The organism is Curvibacter cyanobacteriorum, assembly GCF_028649475.1.
Classification (GTDB): domain Bacteria; phylum Pseudomonadota; class Gammaproteobacteria; order Burkholderiales; family Burkholderiaceae_C; genus Curvibacter; species Curvibacter cyanobacteriorum.
In genome coordinates, this window is the sequence record NZ_JAQSIP010000007.1 from 82,155 (window position 1) to 99,845 (window position 17,691).

At 67.1% G+C, this 17,691-nt stretch carries 13 protein-coding genes; 1 reads left to right on the top strand and 12 read right to left on the bottom strand.

Features of this window, described 5'->3' with window-relative positions:
• Window positions 1–14: 14 nt before the first annotated feature.
• The 12 genes from PSQ40_RS15120 to PSQ40_RS15175 all read right to left on the bottom strand — a co-directional run bounded on the left by PSQ40_RS15120 (window position 15) and on the right by PSQ40_RS15175 (window position 14,657).
• On the bottom strand, window positions 15–1,058 hold the full coding sequence (locus PSQ40_RS15120; RefSeq protein ID WP_273952550.1) for a bifunctional UDP-4-keto-pentose/UDP-xylose synthase: 1,044 nt from the start codon (window positions 1,056–1,058) through the stop codon (window positions 15–17).
• A 33-nt stretch (window positions 1,059–1,091) separates the two neighbouring features.
• A complete protein-coding gene (locus PSQ40_RS15125) occupies window positions 1,092–2,087 on the bottom strand; it encodes a formyltransferase (RefSeq protein ID WP_273952552.1) in 996 nt (331 codons plus the stop codon).
• Window positions 2,084–3,037 (bottom strand): glycosyltransferase, encoded by a 954-nt coding sequence (locus tag PSQ40_RS15130; protein WP_409338603.1) that lies wholly within the window; start codon window positions 3,035–3,037, stop codon window positions 2,084–2,086. Before PSQ40_RS15130 ends, PSQ40_RS15125 begins: the two co-directional genes overlap by 4 nt.
• 62 nt (window positions 3,038–3,099) lie before the next feature.
• A complete protein-coding gene (locus PSQ40_RS15135; protein WP_273952554.1) occupies window positions 3,100–4,206 on the bottom strand; it encodes a DegT/DnrJ/EryC1/StrS family aminotransferase in 1,107 nt (368 codons plus the stop codon).
• A 46-nt stretch (window positions 4,207–4,252) separates the two neighbouring features.
• A complete protein-coding gene (locus PSQ40_RS15140) occupies window positions 4,253–4,621 on the bottom strand; it encodes an SMR family transporter (RefSeq protein WP_273952556.1) in 369 nt (122 codons plus the stop codon).
• A 12-nt stretch (window positions 4,622–4,633) separates the two neighbouring features.
• Complete coding sequence (locus PSQ40_RS15145; protein WP_273952558.1) at window positions 4,634–6,304, bottom strand: glycosyltransferase family 39 protein; 1,671 nt, start codon at window positions 6,302–6,304, stop codon at window positions 4,634–4,636.
• A gap of 408 nt (window positions 6,305–6,712) precedes the next feature.
• Window positions 6,713–7,153 (bottom strand): acyl-CoA thioesterase, encoded by a 441-nt coding sequence (locus PSQ40_RS15150; protein WP_273952559.1) that lies wholly within the window; start codon window positions 7,151–7,153, stop codon window positions 6,713–6,715.
• A 127-nt stretch (window positions 7,154–7,280) separates the two neighbouring features.
• Window positions 7,281–8,768: an efflux transporter outer membrane subunit gene (locus tag PSQ40_RS15155; protein WP_273952561.1), complete on the bottom strand. Its 1,488-nt coding sequence runs from the start codon at window positions 8,766–8,768 to the stop codon at window positions 7,281–7,283.
• Complete coding sequence (locus tag PSQ40_RS15160) at window positions 8,765–10,141, bottom strand: efflux RND transporter periplasmic adaptor subunit (RefSeq protein WP_273952563.1); 1,377 nt, start codon at window positions 10,139–10,141, stop codon at window positions 8,765–8,767. The genes PSQ40_RS15155 and PSQ40_RS15160 overlap by 4 nt, the downstream gene beginning before the upstream one ends.
• Window position 10,142: 1 nt before the next feature.
• Window positions 10,143–13,358 carry an efflux RND transporter permease subunit gene (locus PSQ40_RS15165; RefSeq protein ID WP_273952566.1) on the bottom strand — a complete coding sequence of 1,072 codons (3,216 nt, stop codon included), beginning with the start codon at window positions 13,356–13,358 and terminating at the stop codon, window positions 10,143–10,145.
• 322 nt (window positions 13,359–13,680) lie between these two features.
• Window positions 13,681–14,064: an RNA recognition motif domain-containing protein gene (locus PSQ40_RS15170; protein WP_273952568.1), complete on the bottom strand. Its 384-nt coding sequence runs from the start codon at window positions 14,062–14,064 to the stop codon at window positions 13,681–13,683.
• A gap of 422 nt (window positions 14,065–14,486) precedes the next feature.
• Window positions 14,487–14,657 carry a hypothetical protein gene (locus PSQ40_RS15175; protein WP_273952571.1) on the bottom strand — a complete coding sequence of 57 codons (171 nt, stop codon included), beginning with the start codon at window positions 14,655–14,657 and terminating at the stop codon, window positions 14,487–14,489.
• A 470-nt stretch (window positions 14,658–15,127) separates the two neighbouring features.
• On the opposite strand from PSQ40_RS15175, the gene nirB reads away from it, so the two are divergent.
• Window positions 15,128–17,680, top strand: a complete 2,553-nt coding sequence (gene nirB / locus PSQ40_RS15180; protein ID WP_273952573.1) for a nitrite reductase large subunit NirB — start codon at window positions 15,128–15,130, stop codon at window positions 17,678–17,680.
• The last annotated feature ends 11 nt before the right edge of the window (window positions 17,681–17,691 follow it).

Below are 17,691 nucleotides of genomic sequence, written 5' to 3' on the forward strand. Positions count from 1 at the left end.
GGTCCGGTCCGGCTTCAGTTGATCAGGCCGCGGGCGCTGTCGAGCTGGTCCTTGTAGTGCTCGAACAGGCGGCTCAGCGCCTGCTGCATGGTCACTTGCGGGGCCCAGCCCAGCTCTTGCTGGGTGTTGGCGATCTTGGGCACGCGGCGGCTCACGTCCTGGTAGCCCTGGCCGTAGTAGTCCTTGGAGGTGGTTTCCACCACTTGCACCTTGGCGGCGTGTTCACGGTACTCGGGGTACTGGGCGGCCAGGTTCAACATCTCGGTCACCAGGTCGCGCACCGACAGGTCGTTGCTCGGGTTGCCGATGTTGTAGATGTGGCGCGTGGCGCAGCCGCCTTCGTTGGCCAGGATCAGCATCAGGGCGCGGATGCCGTCGTCGATGTCGGTGAAGCAGCGGCGCTGGGCGCCACCGTCGACCAGCTTGATCGGCTCGCCGCGCACGATGTGGCCCAGGAACTGGGTGATCACGCGGCTTGAGCCTTCCTTGGCCGTGTGCAGGTTGTCCAGGCCCGGGCCGATCCAGTTGAAGGGGCGGAACAGGGTGTAGTCCAGGCCGTGTTGCTGGCCGTAGGCGTGGATCACGCGGTCCAGCAGTTGCTTGGAGCAGGCGTAGATCCAGCGCGGCTTGTTGATCGGGCCGTAGACCAGGTTGGAGGCTTCGGGGTCGAACTCGTCGTCCTCGCACATGCCGTAGACCTCGCTGGTGCTCGGGAACACGATGCGCTTCTTGTACTTGACGCAGTGGCGCACGATCTCGAGGTTGGCTTCAAAGTCGAGTTCAAACACGCGCAGCGGGTCGCTGACGTAGGTGGCCGGGGTGGCGATGGCCACCAGTGGCAGCACCACGTCGCACTTGCGGACGTGGTATTCGATCCATTCCTTGTTGATGGTGATGTCACCTTCAAAGAAGTGGAAGCGGGGGTGGTCCATCCAGGGCTGCACGCGCTCGGAGTGCATGTCCATGCCGTAGATGTGCCAGTCGGTGTTCTCGATGATGCTGCGGGTCAGGTGGTGGCCGATGAAGCCGTTGACGCCAAGGATGAGCACGTTTTTCACGGTTTGGTCCTGTATCTGTTGAATGGGTTTGAATCAGTCGGCCACCAGCACCGGCTGGGGGCCAAAAAGCTGTTGCAGGCGCGCCGCATCGAGCGGCATCCCTTGCAGGCGGGCGGCCAACACCGGCAGGCGCTGGCCATCGGCGCCAGTGATCACCAGGGTCTGCCCTTGCAGACCCAGCTGGAAGCGACCAGCCCCGGACGCAGGCGGGGGCACGGCACCGGCCGGGCCCGGCGGGCCGGCCCAGAAGGTGCGGTCAATTTGCACCCGTTGACCCCCGGCATCGAAGAACGCGCCGGGGTAGTCGGGCGGTGCCACGCCACGCACCAGGTTGTGGATTTGCCAGGCGCTGGCGTGCGCGGGGATGCGCCCGTCCTCAGGCGTGCGGCGGCCAAAGTACTGACCCGCAATGTGCTGTTGCGGGTGGTGGGGCGCACTGCCGTCGAGCAGGCCAGGCAGGCTGCGGGCCAACACCAGTTCGGCGGCCAGCGTGACCTTGTCAAACACCTCGCGCGCGGTGTCGTTGCTGAGGATGGGGACCGCCTGCTGGTCGATCAGCGCGCCGTGGTCCGGCTTGATGTTCATGACATGCAGGCTGGCCCCGATCTCACGTTGCCCGTGCACCACCGCCCAGTTGACCGGGGCGCGGCCGCGGTAGCGCGGCAGCAGCGAGCCGTGCAGGTTGAAGGCGCCGCGGCGCGGCAGGTCCAGCAGCGGCTGGCCCAGCATGTAGCGGTAGTAGAACGAGAACAGAAAATCAGGCGCCGCCTGCTGGGCCTGGGCCAGCAGCTCGGGCGCCTCGGCGCTGTCGGGCGTGATGCAGGGCAGGCCGTGTTCGGCCGCCACCTGGGCCACGCTGCCGAACCAGATGGTCTCGTGGGGGTTGTCGGCGTGGGTCACCACCAGCTTGACGTCGACGCCGCCATCGATCAGCACCTTGAGCAGGCGCACGCCCACGTTGTGGTACGCGAAGACGATGGCGCTGGGGCGGGCCGCGGCGCCGGGCACGCTGGGGGAACGGTCGCTCACTCGCGTTGCTCCAGCACGGTGCTGATCACGTAGCGCGGGCGCTGCCGCACTTCGCTGTAGATGCGGCCCACGTACTCACCGATCAGGCCGATGCCGAACAGCGCCAGGCCAATCAGGAAGAACGCGATGGCAAACAGGGTGAACAAGCCACCTTCTTCGGGTCCGATGATCAAGCGACGGCCCAGTAGTAGTAACACCAGCAATCCGGCGCCGGCGGAAATCGCCATGCCCAGCAGTGAGAACCACTGCAGGGGCACCACCGAAAAGCTGGTGACCAAGTCAAAGTTGAGTCGGATCAGGCTGTACAGCGAGTATTTGGACTCGCCTGCAAAGCGTTCTTCGTGGCCCACCACCACCTCGGCGGGGTTGCGCGCGAACTGGTAAGCCAGTGCCGGGATGAAGGTGTTCATCTCGCCGCACTGGTTGATCAGGGACACGATGTCGCGGCTGTAGGCGCGCAGCATGCAGCCCTGGTCGGTGATATTGATGCGCGTCAGTTTGGCGCGCAGGCCGTTCATGGCCTTGCTGGCCCAGCGTCGCCAGGCCGCGTCTTGGCGCATGCGGCGGATCGAGCCCACGTAGTCGTGGCCTTCGTCCATCTTGGCCAGCAGGGTGGCGATGTCTTCGGGCGGGTTCTGCAGGTCGGCGTCCAGCGTCACGATGCGCTCGCCACGGCAGTGCGCAAAGCCCGCCAGGATGGCGCGGTGCTGGCCGAAATTGCCGTTGAACAGGATGACCCGTGTCACATCGGGGCGGCGCTTGAACTGCTCGGCTAGGATGCCGGGCGAGCGGTCACGGCTGCCGTCGTTGATGAAGATGACCTCGTAGCGCAGGCCCAGGGCGTCGAGCGCCGGGTAGAGGCGGTCGAACAGCGCGGCCAGGCCGTCTTCCTCGTTGTAGACCGGGATCACCACGCTCAGCACAGGGCCGCCGGGGGCGCTGGCGGGCAGGGGGGCCGGGTGGGTCAGGGAGGGGTTGGACTCGGAGTTCAAGGGCAGATCACCAATCGGGTTCAGGTCAGGACGGCACGCAGCGCCGTGCACACGCGGTCCACGTCAGTGTCGTTCATGGCGGGGAACAAAGGCAGGGTGATGGTGCGCTGTCCGACGTCTTCCGCGTGTGGGAATTGGCCTTCAAAGTGACCCATCTGACGGTACAGCGTGAACAAATGCATGGCCGGGTAGTGCACGCCCACGCCAATGCCGTGCTCGCGCATGCGGGCCAGGAAGTCGGCCCGCACCACCCCTCGCGGCAGCAGCGGCTGGAACATGTGCCAGTTGCTGTTCTCGAAGTCGGCCAGCGGCAGTTCCAGCCCCAGGTCGCGCGGGATCAGCTCAAAGTAGCGCCGCGCCAGCGCCACCCGGCGCTGGTTGAAGTCGTCCACCTGCTTGAGCTGGCCCAGGCCGATGGCGGCCGCCACGTCGGTGAGGTTGCTCTTGCCACCCAGTTCTTCGACGTCGGCGCTGCCATCGGGGAAGCGCACCACGCCCTGCAGGCGCAGGCGCTCGAAGCGGCGCGCCTCGTCTTCGTTGTTCATCACCAGGCAGCCGCCCTCGGCGGTGGTCATGTTCTTGTTGGCGTGGAAGCTGAACGACACCAGGTCGCCGCCCAGGCCAATCTCCTGCCCGGCCCAGGTGGCCCCCAGCGACTGGGCCGCGTCCTCGATCACGCGCAGCTGGTGGCGCTGCGCAATCTCATACAGGCGCACCCGGTCCACCGGCAGACCGGCGAGGTCGACCGGCAGCAAGGCCTTGGTGCGCGGGGTGATGGCGGCCTCGATTCGGTCGAGGTCGATGTTGCGCGTCACCGGGTCAATGTCCACCAGCACCGGCGTGGCACCGACCTGCAGGATCACGTTGCCCGTGGCCACCCAGGTCAGCGGGGTGGTGATGACTTCGTCGCCCGGGCCGACCCCGGCCAGGCGCAGGCCCAGCTCCAGCGTCGCGGTGGCCGAACTGGCCAGGCGCACCGGGCGGCCGCCAAAGCGGGCCGACAGCGCGGCTTCCAGCTCCTGGCAGCGCGGGCCGGTGGTCAGCCAGCCCGAGCGCAGCACGGCGGCCACGGCCTCGATGGTGGCTTCGTCAATGGAGGGGCGGGTAAAGGGCAGGAAAGGCTGCACGGTGCGGTCCGGTCGAAAAGAGGGTTCAGGTCAGGGGCAAAGCGCCTCAGCTGCGGGCGATGATAGCCACGCCCAGCAGGATCACGGCCATGCCGGCCCAGCGTTGGGCCGAAATCGCCTCGCCCAGCAGGGCCGCGGCCAGCAGCGCATTGACCACATAGCCAATCGACAGCATGGGGTAGGCAATGCTGACATCGACGCGCGACAGGGCCACGATCCACAGCACCACGCTCAGCACATAGCAAAACAGCCCGCCCAGGATGCCCGGGTGGAAGGCCAGCGTCAGGGCCACGCCGCGCAGGCCCTCCAGGCCCTGGATGGGGCCCACCGCGTTGGCGCCCGATTTGAGCAGCAGCTGGGCACCCGCATTGAGCAGCACGCCGGCCAGGACAAACAGGAAGTCAGTGAGTTTCATGGGCTGGGGGCTTCAGGGTTTGGCGATCACCACGCGGCGCTCGTCCTGGAACACGATGCGCGGGGTCAGCCCCAGCGCCTGGAGGGCGGCCAGGGTCGGGCGCTCCATGTAGGCCACGGCTTCGGGGGCGGCCTGCCAGCGCGGCACAAAGCCCTCCAGCGTGGGCACCCACAGCGCGGGTTCACGGGTCTGGCCAAACTCGAATTCGCCCTGGAAGTCCACCAGCGTCACCGGGCGGCGCAGGTAGAAGGGCAGGGTCTGGTCGTAGCTGCGCAGCGAAAACACGGGCACTGCCGGGTTGCGGGCCTGTGGAATCGCCTGCACCAACTCGGCACTGCTCTTTTGCAGGCCGTAGCCGTTGTGCGCCTGCAGGCCGATCAGCACGCAAGCGCTGTTGGCCAGCGCCAGCACGGCCACGGCGGCCAGCTTGCGCTGGCGCTGCAGCAGCCACCAGGTCAGTGCGCTGGCCAGCAGGAACAGGGCACTGGCCAGGCCGATGCCGTCGAGCATGGCGCGCGCAATCGCTGGGCTGCTGTCCTTGGCCACCAGTTGCTCGGCCAGCAGCCACACCGCCAGACCACCCGACCAGGCCAGCACCGGCACCAGCAGGTGCCAGCGCAGGGCGCGCACCGAGGCCTGTTCCAGTCGGCGGGCCAGCAACAGCACCAGGGCCGGGAACATGGGCAGGATGTAGGACGGCAGTTTGGAGCTGGAGGCGCTGAAGAACAGCATCACGAACAGCGCCCAAACCAGCAAAAAGCCCTCGGCAAAGTCACTGCGGCGCACCTTCATCAGCCAGGGCAGCGCGCCGGTCCAGGGCATGAAGCCCAGCAGCAGGAAGGGGATGAAGTACCAGGGCGGGCCTTCGCGGTTGTGCACCGGGCTGAGGTAGCGGTCGAAGTGCTCGTGCACAAAAAAGAACCAGGCAAAGTCCGGGTTGCGGGCCGACACAGCCCAGAACCAGGGCACCGTCAGGGCCGCGAACAAGGCCAGCCCGGCCCACCAGCGCATGGCGCGCCAGATCGCAAAGTCCAGTCGCCACAGGCTGTGCAGCACCAGCACCGCGCCAGGAATCAGCAGGCCGACCAGGCCTTTGCTGAGCACGGCGGCGGCCAGTCCCACCCAGGCCGCCAGCATCCAGCCGCTGCGCGACTGGCCCTGGGCCTGCGCGTGCTGGGCCAGCAAAAAGCCACACATGGCCAACGTCAGAGCGCCGCACAGCCCCGCATCCAGCGACAAGAAATGGCTGTTGATCAAGATCCAGCTGGTGCCGGCGCCACCCAGCAAGGCCAGCACGCCGGTGCGTGCGCCCCACAGGCGGTGGGCGGTGTGGCCCAACAGGCCCACGGTCAGCAGCCCGGCCAGGCCAGGCCACAGGCGGGCGCTGAACTCGCTGACACCGAGCAGCGCCATGGCCAGTGCGCCGCCCCAGTACTGCAGCGGTGGCTTTTCAAAATACAGCAGGCCGTTCAGGCGTGGCGTGATCCAGTCGCCGCTTTGCAGCATGGCCAGCGACAGCATGGCGTAGCGGCCTTCGTCGGGTGAGATCAGGGCACGGCTGCCCAGGGTGACCAGCCACAGGGCGACAAACGCCAGGCCGATCAACAGGGGCCACAGGCCGACACGCCCGCTTTGGCGCGAGGCGCTTCGGTTCAACAGGGACGCCGGAGAGGAGTTATTCACGGTGTGTCAGGGCCGCTGGGCTGCGGGTCGGGGGACCCAAGGTGGGCGCGAGGGCGGGCGCGGCGCTCATGGGCTCGGCGCTCAAAAGCGGTCTGCCCACCGCACCCTGAGGACGCCACAGGCGGCAGCGGGCCATGACGTCAGGCAAGGGCGCAGCGGCAGCATCATGGCGGAGATCGACTCGGGGTCCCGTTCGGTGAAGGTAAGGAGGCGGGGCCGCTGCGCGCCAGGCTGCGGCATCCGCCAAGCGGGCCGGGCCGCTCGGTGCGGGCGGGGCGGCTGATTATATTCGGCACATCTGTTCAAGACGGCGTTTCTCCACCCCCGGCGCCGGGCTGCCCGGCGACGTGCGTCAACTTTGCTGTTTTTTGCCGCCGCTTTGCGATGGGCGCGGCACGGCGGGCCGTTTCAGGCCGTCGGGACGGCGGCGGCCAGGCGGGCGCGGAAGGCCTCGGGCACCAGGGCCACTTTCTTGTCCTGCTTGCCGACGAACACCACGCCGATCTTGCCGCGGGCCACCTCGCGGCCGCTGGCCCGGTCGGTCATGCGGAACACCAGGTCAAAGCCGTAGCGGTTGAAGTCCTGCGGCAGCATCTCGACGCACATGGTTTCGCCGTGAAAGCCCTCCGACTTGTACTGCGCCACGATGTCGCCGACCACGATGGACAGGCCCTCGACCCCGGCTTCGCGGTAGCCCAGCCACTGAAAAAAGCGCACCCGTGCCTCGGACACCAGCGTCAGCAACTGGGCGTTGTCGAGGTGGCCGCCCTGGTTGACGTGGCTGATGTAGATCTGCATCTCGGTCGAGAACAGGAAGTGGTCGGGCAATTCAAATTGGAGGCGGGCCATGGCGGGCAGACAAAGGTGCGGATCGGCAGGAGGAGCGGTATTGTGCCCGGCTGCGCTGGGTCGGCCAGGCCGGGCGCGCTGGCTGGGCGGTTCGGGGCGGTCGGGTGGGGGCGGGCTGGCCGCGCGGTCAGGGCGTGGCGCGTGGCGTCTGGGCGGCCAGGGCGGTGCCGGGCTCCACTTGCCAGCCACCGCCCAGCGCCTTGATCAGCTGCACCGAGGTCAGCAACTGCTGGCTGCGGTTTTGCACCTCCTGGCGCTGGTAGCCCAGCAGGGTTTGCTGGGCCAGCACGACTTCCAGCAGGCTGGAGGCCCCGGCCTGGTAGCGCGCCTGGGACAGGCTCAGCACTTTCTCGGCCGCCGCCACCGCTTGTTGCAGGGCGCGCGAGGATTCGCGCAGCGCGGCCTGGGTGCTGAGGCCGTCTTGCACCTCCTGGAAAGCCACCAAAACCACCTGCCGGTATTGGGCGCTGGCCTGCTGGTGGCTGGCCTGGGCCACGTTGACCGCGGCCTGGGTGCGGCCCCCGTCAAACAGGGTCTGGGTGGCGCTCAACCCCAGCGACCACAGCAGGCTGGGGCCCGTGAACAACTGGGCCAGGCGCCCGCTGTCGTTGCCATACAGGCTCGACAGCGTCAGGCTTGGAAAGTAAGCGCTGCTGGCCACGCCGATTTGGGCATTGGCTGCCGCCATGGCGCGTTCGGCGCTGGCGATGTCGGGGCGGCGTTCCAACAGGTCGGCCGGTTGACCCAGCGCGACCAGCGGTGGCGGTGGCAAGGCGCTGCTGGGCGGCAGCTTGAAGCTGGGGGCGGGCTGGCCGGTCAGCGTGGCCAGCGCGTGTTCAAAGCGCGCGCGGGTGTCGCGCAGCGACTGCAGCTGGGCCTCGGTGCCGGCCAGCAGGCCTTGCTGCTGCCCCAGGTCGATGCCCGAGGCGCTGCCCAGCTCATGGCGGGCGGTGACGAAGTCCAGCGTCTTGCGCTGAGCGCGCAGGGTTTGCTGCAGCACCTCGATCTCGGCGTCCAGGCCGCGCAAGGCCAGGTAGCTGCTGGCCAGTTGGGCGCCCAGCAGCAGGCGGGTGTTCTCAAAGTCGGCCTGGGACTGGGCTTCGCTGGCGCGCACGCCTTCAAGCTGGCGGCGCACCCGGCCGGCCAGGTCGACCTCGTAGCTGACCGTCAGGGCCAGGTTGTAGTCGTTCTGTTGCACCGAGCTGTTGGTGCTGGTGTAGCTGGTCAGGGGGCGGTTGGCCGAGGTCTGGTAGCGCGAGGTGGCGCCTTGCAGCCCGACGCGCGGCAGCCGCGCGCCCAGCGCCGCGTTGGTCTGGGCGCGGGCCTGGTCCAGGCGCGACTGGGCCAGCGCCAAGGTGTTGTTCTGGGTCAGGGCCAGCGCCATCAGGGCATTGAGCTGCGGGTCCCCGTAGACCGTCCACCAGTCGCCTTTGGCTTCGGTGTCGCGCGGCTGGCCGCTTTGCCAGCCGGGCTCGGTCTGCCATTGGGCCGGGGTGGCCACCGAGGGGCGTTGGTAGTCGGGGCCCACCGCCGAACAGCCCGTCAGCAGCAGGCCACCCAGGGCCAGTGCCCAGCCCAGCGGGGTCAGCGGGCGACAGACGCGGGCGGCGCTCACGGGGTGCTCCGGGCGGCCTGCTTGCCGTCGTTGCCCTGGGGCGCGGCGGGTGGGCCGTCGCCTTTTTTGGCATCTGCGGCTTTGGCGTCACCGGGCTTGGCATCTGCGGCTTTGGCATCACCCGCTTTTTTGTCACCGCCCTTGTTGTCTGCGGGTTTGGGGTCCGGCAGGTCGTTGGCCTCGACCGGGTCGCCCTCGGCCAGCGAGTCGGGTGGGTTGACGATCAGCTTGTCGCTGGCCTGCAGGCCCTTGAGGATCTCGATGCGCACGCCCAGGTCACGGCCCAGGGTGACCTTTTGCAGGTTCACCTTGCCGTCGCGCACCACCGCCACCACCGTGCCCTCGGGGCGGAACAGCAGCGCGTTGTTGGGCACGGTCAGCGTGGGCTTGTCGGCGGCATTGGTCTGCAGCGCGACTTGCACGTAGGAGCCAGGCAGCAGTTTGCCGTCGGGGTTGGGCAGCTGAATCTCCACCTGCAGGGTGCGGGTGGCCGGGTCGATGGCGCCGGCCGTGCGCACCACCTTGCCGGTGAAGGTCTGGCCTGGCAGCTCGGCCAGCGTGACCTGGGCCTCGTTGCCCACCTGGATGCGCGGGGCCGCGCTTTGCGGCGCCGCCACGTACAGGCGCAGCGGGTTGACCTGGGACAGCGTGAACAGCAGCTTGGGCGCGCCGCCATTGCCCGCGTCCACCAGGCTGCCGACGTCGATGTTGCGCTTGGTGATGACGCCCGCAAACGGCGCCACGATGCGGCCGTAGGACAGCAGTTGCTCCAGTCGCTGCACATTGGCCTCGGTGGCGGCCACGTTGGCCTGCACCAGTTTCAGGGTGTTCTGGCGCTCGTCGAGTTCTTGCTGTGACACCGCGTCGCGCTGGCGCAGGCCCTGCCAGCGTTCAAAGCTGGTGCGGGCCAGTTGCAGGTTGGACTGGGCTTGCTGGCGCGTTGCGCGGGCCTCGGCCAGTTGTTGTTCGATCTCGCCGGTGGCGATCTCGGCCAGCAAGTCGCCTTTTTGCACGCGGTCGCCAATGTCCTTGTGCCAGCGTTGCACATAGCCGCTGACGCGCGCGTACAGCGGGGTTTCCATGTAGCCCTGCAGCGTGCCGGGCAGCTGGATCTGCTGCTGACCCCGGCCAGGCCGCGGCGACACCACAAACACATGCACCTTGGCATTGGCCTGGGTGGCGGCGCTGAGCGTGCGCGCCTGGGCCGCGCGCTCGAACATCACCGCGCCAGCCCCGGCGCCCAGCACCAGCAGGGCGATCAGGGCGCCCCACTTGGCTCGGCGCAACAGCCGCAGGCGGTGGATCTGGTGCGCGCCCTCGTGCAGGTGCAGGCCATGGATTCCGATGGAAGAGTGTCGCTGCGCGTGGCTCATGTCAGGCGTTTCCTAAGCTGGAGTGCGGGGGGCGTGCGGTGTTGGGCGGGGTGCGACGGGTCGCGCGGCGTTCCAGCCAGCGGTGCACGCCGGCAAACACCACCGGCACAAAAAAGAGGGTCGACACGGTGGCGAACAGCAGGCCACCAATCGTGGCGCGGCCCAGGGGCGCGTTCTGTTCGCCGCCTTCACCCAGGCCGATGGCCATGGGCAGCATGCCGATGATCATGGCCAGGGCCGTCATCAGCACCGGGCGCAGGCGGGTGGTGCCGGCTTCGAGCGCGGCCGACAGCGGGGCGGCCCCGTCCAGCAGGCGTTCGCGCGCGAACGAGATCATCAAGATGCTGTTCGCGGTGGCCACGCCCATGGTCATGATGGCGCCGGTCAGGGCCGGCACGCTGAGGGTGGTGCCGGTCAGGAACAGCATCCACGCGATGCCGGCCAGCGCGGCGGGCAGGGCGGTGATGATGATCAGCGGGTCGATCCACGACTGGAAGTTGACCACGATCAGCAGGTACACCAGCACGATGGCGCCCAACAGGCCCACGCCCAGGCCGACATACGAAGACTGCATGGTCTCCACCTGGCCGCGCATCTTGACCTGGGTGCCCCGGGGCAGTTGGTCCTTCAGGCTGTCGATGGCTTTTTGCACTTCGCTGGCGACGCTGCCCAGGTCGCGCCCGTCGACGCTGACATACAGGTCCACCACGGGCTGCACGTTGTAGCGCGAGACCACGGTCTGCTCGCGCGCCGGACGCACGGTGACCAGGTTGCCCATCAGCTGCGGGGTGGCCGGGGCCGCGCTGGCCGCATTGCTGCTGGGGGGGGCCACCGGGATCTGCAACAGGCTGTCCAGCGAGTCCACGTTGTACTGCGGCGTCTGCACCGCCACCGTGTAGACCACCCCGTTGCTGGGGTTGAGCCAGAAGGCCGGCGCGGTCTGGAAGCTGCCCGACAGCGACACCAACAGGTTCTGCGCCACGTTGTTGGCGTTCAGGCCCAGTTGCTGCAGCTGGGTGCGGTCGATGTCGAGCTTTTTGGTCGGCTGGTTGATGCGCTGCTGGATGTGCACATCCACGGCGCCATCGATCTGCCGCACCTTGGCTTGCAGCAGACTGGCCAGGCGGTAGTTCTCGGCCACATTGGGGCCCGCAAACTGCACGTCGATGGCGGCGGGCTGTCCGAAGTTGAGGATCTGCGTGATGATGTCGGCTGGCTGGAAGAAGATCTCCACCCCCGGGAACTGCGGCGGCAGCTCGGCGCGCAGGCGGCGCACATAGTCTTCGGTGGGGGCGTGGCCTTTTTTCAGCGCGATCTGCACTTCGCCGTCCAGCGTGCCGATCGTGCCCGCGTTGCTGTACGACAGGTTGATGCCGCTGTAGGGCAGGCCCAGGTTGTCGAGGATGGTTTCCAGCTCTTCGGGCGGTACCACCTGGCGCACGGCGGCCTCGATGCGGTCGGCCAGGCGCGCGGTTTCTTCGATGCGGGTGCCCGTCGGCGCGCGGAAGTGCAGGCGGATCAGCCCCGCGTCCACGGTCGGGAAGAAGTCCCGGCCCAGCGTGCCGTACAGGCCGCAAGACGCCACACAGAACAGCATGAACAGCACGATGAAGCTGCGGCGGCGCGGCAGCAGTGCGCTCAGGACCACCACATAGCCGCCGCGCAGGCGCTCAAACGCGGCGTCAAAACCCAGGTAGATGCGGCGCAGCGGGCCTGGGCGGCTGTCGTCGGGCACCGGGGCGTTGCGCATCAGCAGCATGACCAGGGTCGGCACCAAGGTGCGCGACAGCACATACGACGCCAGCATGGCAAACACCACCGCTTCGGCCAGCGGCACGAACAGAAAGCGCGCCACCCCGCTCAGGAAAAACATCGGCACAAACACGATGCAGATGCACAGGGTGGAGACAAACGCCGGCACGGCGATCTCGCCTGCGCCGTCCAGGATGGCCTGCTCCAGCGGCGTGCCCAGGTGCAGGTGGCGTTCGATGTTTTCGATGGTCACCGTGGCGTCGTCCACCAGGATGCCCACCGCCAGCGCCAGTCCGCCCAGGGTCATGAGGTTGATGGTCTCGCCCAGCGCGTACAAGGCCAGGATCGAGGCCAGCACCGACAGCGGGATCGACACCGCAATGATGCAGGTGCTGCGCCAGTTGCCCAGGAACAGCAGGATCATCGCGGCCGTCAGGCAGGCGGCGATCAGTGCCTCGTGCACCACGCCCGAGACGGCCGCCTTGACGAACAGCGACTGGTCAAACAGCGGCGTGATCTTCAGGTCGGCGGGCAGGGTCTGGGCCACCGAGGGCAGCAGGCTGCGCAACTTGTCGACGATCTCCAGCGTCGACGCATTGCCGTTCTTCAGCACCGACAGCAGCACGCCCCGGCTGCCGTCCTGGCGCGCCACGTTGGTCTGCGGCGAGAAGCCGTCGCGCACATTGGCCACGTCACTGAGCAAGATCGCGTTGCCGTTGCTGGTGCGCACCGGCAGGCTGGCCAGCCCCTGCAGGGTGTCGGGCGAGCCGTTCATGGACACCGTGTACTCGGTCTCGCCGAGCTTGGCGGTGCCCCCGGGCAGGATCAGGTTTTGTGCGTTGATGGCGGTGATCACGTCGCTGGGCGTCAGGCCCTTGGCCTGCAGCGCCTTGGTGTCCAGGTCCACCGACACCAGCCGGTTCTTGCCGCCATAAGGGAAGGGCACCGCCGCGCCCGGGATGGTGATCAAGCGGGGGCGCAAAAAGTTGACGGCCGCATCAAACAGCCCCTGCTCGGACATGCTGGGGCTGGACAGGCCGAGCTGGATCACCGGGAGGCTGGACGCCGAGTATTTGATCACCAAGGGGGGCGTGATGCCCGGCGGCATCTGGCGCACCACCGCCTGCACGGACGACGTCACCTGGGCCAGTGCGGTCTGGATGTTGGCGTTGGGCTGGAAGAACACCTTGACCACCGCGATCCCCGCCAGGGACTGTGACTCGATGTGTTCGATGTCGTTGACCGTGGTGGTCAGCGAGCGTTCATTGACGTTGGTGATGCGGGCGCCCACCTCCTGGGCCGACAAACCGCCGTAGTTCCAGATGATGCTGATGACCGGGATGTTGATCTCCGGAAAGATGTCCGTCGCCATGCGCATCAGCGTCAGTGGCGTGGCCAGCACGATCAGCAAGGCCATCACGATGAACGTGTAGGGGCGGCGCAGCGCAATATTGACGATCCACATTGATCACATACCCGGTTGGCTGTCTGGCATCCTGGCCGGGCGCCCGAGTGGGCACTGGCAAGCCAACGGCGGATTGTGCAGGAGATCGCAAGCCCCTGCTGCTGCTTTGCCGTTGGGTTTGATGCGCCGGCGTTGGGTCGGTGTGGCTTTGTGCTGCTGCACCTTAATTGAGTGCGGGTTGAGCGTATTTGGGGGCCGCTTCAGACGCAAAAAAGCCCCTCGAGAGGGGCTTTTTTTGAATCTGTGGGCTGGTGTCGCAGCGGGCAGTTGTGGTTTTTAAATCACAGTGCGCTGAGGGACATCAGACCGACGGGGATTCGATTCAGTAGCTGCTGCCGCCGCCGTAGCCGCCGCCGCCGCTGCGGCCACCGCCGTAGCCGCCGCCGCCACCACCGCTACGGCCACCGCCGTAACCGCCGCCGCCGCCGAAGCCGCCACCGCTGCGCGGGGGACGGGGTTCCATCGGCTTGGCTTCGTTCACGGTGACGCTGCGGCCACCCATGGACTGACCGTTCATGCCGTTGATGGCGGCTTGAGCTTCAGCATCGCTGCCCATTTCGACAAAGCCGAAACCCTTGGAGCGGCCGGTGTCACGTTCCATCATGACCTTGGCGCTGGTGACGCTGCCGAATTCGCTGAAAGCTTGTTCGAGGTCGTTGTCACGAACTTGGTACGGCAGGTTGCCGACGTAGAGTTTGTTGCCCATTTTGGGACTCCTAAAAATACATAGAGAAAGCGATGGAGTCCCGAAAAACGCACATTTCAGACGAAAACCTGGCCAATCACCGCAAGCCTGTGCAAATTGAATTGCACTCATGCATTAAATGCGCGGAATCCAAAAACACCTAGCAATTTTTAAGAAATAAGCTTGTGTTGCTTGATTTAGGTCGCCAGGAGGGGGCCCTTGTTGACTGGAAAAGACAGATTCCGCCCTTCCTTTCACCGGCCTGACGGTCTGACTCGCCAGCCCGGCGCGCTGCGGCCAGCACCGGGGCGGGCCTGCAAGGGCGGCCGCGCGCCCGCCGGATCGGCCGCGCCGTTGGCAGGCTGGAGGTGGCCACGGTCAAGGCTTGTCAGGGTGGCTTCAGCCGCAGGGGTGGCGGTGCTCCGCACCCGGTGCGGGCGCCGTCAGGGTCGACCCGTGACCAGCTGAAACCACCACATCAGCACCCCCGGCACCACCACCGGCAGGGTCAGGGTCATGAACCCGGCCACAAACAAAACCAGGGTCAGCAGGTCCGACAGGCACTGGCGTGCCCAGACCCTGATTTCTTCGTCCCAGAAACGCTTGGTTTTCATGGCAAGCCTCGTTGCAAGCGACCTGAAGAAGCCGCTTACCCTGGGTTTTAGTCCGTTGGGCGCACAGGTCAAGCGAATTTTTAAAAACGGGGCCTGCCCCCCCTGGCGCCGACCCTGCCCGCGTCCTGCGCGCCGCAGCGCCGTGCCTGGGCACCAACTTGGCGCAGCCTGCTGCGATTTGGTGCTTTGGGTGGCGCGCAGGCTGCTTTCAGACAGGCACGGAGCTTGCATCAAGCCTGCCGTGCCCGCAGGTATTGTCGCCCACGCGTTCGCACCCGGTTTCCGCTAACGACGGCGGAGAAGCATGGCGCCCCCATCGGTCTTGGCTCAGCCAGGGCTGCTTCGGAGGTCCATTTTTCTTAGATTTCTTCAACCCAGGCGGGTGTGAGCGTTTGACACGCCCACCTGCCCAGGCGAAGCAATCCCGTCATGGCAAGGGATCGCGGCGCCTGAACGCCTCAGAGGTGCTTATGAAAATCGTCGTTGTGGGTCATGGCATGGTCGGCCACAAGTTCCTGGAAAGCTTGGCAGACGCCGGCGTCTCCGGGGCCCAGATCACCGTCTTGGGCGAAGAGGTTCGCCCCGCTTACGACCGGGTGCACCTGTCCGAGTTTTTTGCCGGCAAGACGGCCGAAGACCTGAGCCTGGTCGAGCCGGGCTTTTTTGAGCGCACCGGCTACACCCTGCGCCTGGCCTCGCGGGCCGTGGCCATCGACCGCGTGGCCCACACCGTGACCACCGCGGCGGGCGAGGTCTTGCCCTACGACAAGCTGGTGCTGGCCACCGGCTCCAACCCCTTTGTGCCCGCCGTGCCGGGCCACGACCGCGCCGACTGCTTTGTCTACCGCACCATCGAAGACCTGGAGGCCATGACCGCCTGCGGCGCACGCGCCAGGAGTGGCGTGGTGGTGGGCGGCGGCCTGCTGGGCCTGGAATGCGCCAAGGCCTTGCGCGACCTGGGCCTGCAGACCCATGTGGTCGAGTTTGCCCCGCGCCTGATGGCGGTGCAGGTGGACGAGGGCGGTGGCCGCGTGCTGCGCCAGAAGATTGAAGACCTGGGCCTGCAGGTGCACACCCAAAAGAACACCCTCGAGATCGTGGACGGCACCGACGCCCGCCACCGCATGGTGTTTGCCGATGGCAGCACGCTGGAGGCGGACATGATCGTGTTCTCCGCCGGCATCCGCCCGCGCGACGAACTGGCCCGAGCCAGCGGCCTGGCCATGGGCCCGCGCGGCGGCATCACCATCGACAGCGCCTGCCGCACCAGCGACCCCGACATCTACGCGATTGGCGAATGCGCCGCCTGGAACGGCCAGACCTTTGGCCTGGTGGCCCCAGGCTACGAGATGGCCCGCGTCACCGCGCGCCACATCGTGGGCCAGGACGACGCCGCTTTTGTGGGCGCCGACATGAGCACCAAGCTCAAGCTGATGGGGGTGGACGTGGCCAGCCTGGGCGATGCGCATGGCAAAACGCCGGGCAGCCGCAGCTTTCAGTACTGTGACGAGATCAAGCAGGTCTACAAGAAGATCGTGGTCAGCGAAGACGGCAAGCGCCTGTTGGGCGCCGTGCTGGTGGGGGACGCGGCCGAGTACGGCAGCCTGCTGCAAATGGCGCTCAACGCCATCGAGCTGCCGGCCCAGCCGGAGTTCTTGATCCTGCCGTCCAGCGACGGCCAGGCCAAGCCCACGCTGGGCGTGGACGCGCTGCCCGACAGCGCCCAGATCTGCTCGTGCAACAACGTCAGCAAAGGCCAGATCTGCCAGGCCGTCTGCGACGGCGCCACCTCCATCGCGGCCTTGAAGGCCTGCACCAAGGCCGGTGCCACCTGCGGTGGCTGTGTGCCCCTGGTCACCCAGGTCATGAAGGCCGAGATGAAGAAGCAGGGCCTGAGCGTCAACAACCACCTGTGCGAGCACTTTGCGTACTCGCGCCAAGAGCTCTACCACCTGATCCGTGTCGGCCAGATCCGCAGCTTTGACGAGCTGCTGGCGCGCCATGGCCAGGGCCTGGGTTGCGACATCTGCAAGCCAGCGGCGGCCAGCATCCTGGCCTCGTGCTGGAACGAGTTTGTGCTCAAGAAAGACCTGGCCAGCCTGCAAGACAGCAACGACTACTACCTGGGCAACATCCAGAAAGACGGCTCCTACTCGGTGGTGCCGCGCATGCCTGCGGGTGAGGTCACGCCCGACGGCCTGATCGCGGTCGGCCAGGTGGCCAAGAAGTACGGCCTGTACACCAAGATCACCGGCGGCCAACGCGTCGACCTGTTTGGTGCCCGCGTCGAGCAACTGCCCGCCATCTGGGAGGAGCTGATCGCCGCCGGCTTTGAGTCGGGCCACGCCTACGGCAAATCGCTGCGCACCGTGAAGAGCTGCGTCGGGTCGACCTGGTGCCGCTATGGCGTGGGCGACAGCGTGGGCCTGGCCGTGCTGCTGGAGAACCGCTACAAGGGCCTGCGCGCGCCGCACAAGATCAAGTTTGGCGTCTCGGGCTGCACCCGCGAATGCGCCGAAGCCCAAGGCAAGGACATTGGCGTCATCGCCACCGACAAGGGCTGGAACCTGTACGTGTGTGGCAACGGCGGCATGAAGCCGCGCCACGCCGAGCTGTTCGCGTCCGACCTGAGCCAGGCCGAGCTGATCCGCCTGATCGACTGCGTGCTGATGTTTTATGTGCGCACCGCCGACCGCCTGCAACGCACCAGCACCTGGCGCGAGAACCTGGAAGGTGGCCTGGCCTATTTGCAAGACGTCATCCTGCGCGACAGCCTGGGCCTGTGCGCCGAGCTGGAAAGCCAGATGCAGCAGGTGGTCGACACCTACCAGTGCGAGTGGAAGACCGCCGTCACCACGCCCGAGGTGCGCCAGCGCTTCCGGTCTTTTGTGAACAGCGACCGCGCCGACGAGCACATCGTGTTTGTCGAAGAGCGCGGCCAGATCCGCCCGGCCCGCCCCGAAGAACGCGCCGCCGCGGCCCCGCTGAGCGCCCCCGCCGATGCCCAACGCAGCCTGGCCTGAGGCCCCTGTCC

What these genes read in the sequence shown, in the direction of transcription:
- PSQ40_RS15140 (WP_273952556.1), bottom strand. Translation starts at nt 4,621, where the DNA reads ATGAAACTCACTGACTTCCTGTTTGTCCTGGCCGGCGTGCTGCTCAAT.
- PSQ40_RS15150 (WP_273952559.1), bottom strand. Translation starts at nt 7,153, where the DNA reads ATGGCCCGCCTCCAATTTGAATTGCCCGACCACTTCCTGTTCTCGACC.
- PSQ40_RS15160 (WP_273952563.1), bottom strand. Translation starts at nt 10,141, where the DNA reads ATGAGCCACGCGCAGCGACACTCTTCCATCGGAATCCATGGCCTGCAC.
- PSQ40_RS15165 (WP_273952566.1), bottom strand. Translation starts at nt 13,358, where the DNA reads ATGTGGATCGTCAATATTGCGCTGCGCCGCCCCTACACGTTCATCGTG.
- PSQ40_RS15170 (WP_273952568.1), bottom strand. Translation starts at nt 14,064, where the DNA reads ATGGGCAACAAACTCTACGTCGGCAACCTGCCGTACCAAGTTCGTGAC.
- PSQ40_RS15175 (WP_273952571.1), bottom strand. Translation starts at nt 14,657, where the DNA reads ATGAAAACCAAGCGTTTCTGGGACGAAGAAATCAGGGTCTGGGCACGC.
- nirB (WP_273952573.1), top strand. Translation starts at nt 15,128, where the DNA reads ATGAAAATCGTCGTTGTGGGTCATGGCATGGTCGGCCACAAGTTCCTG.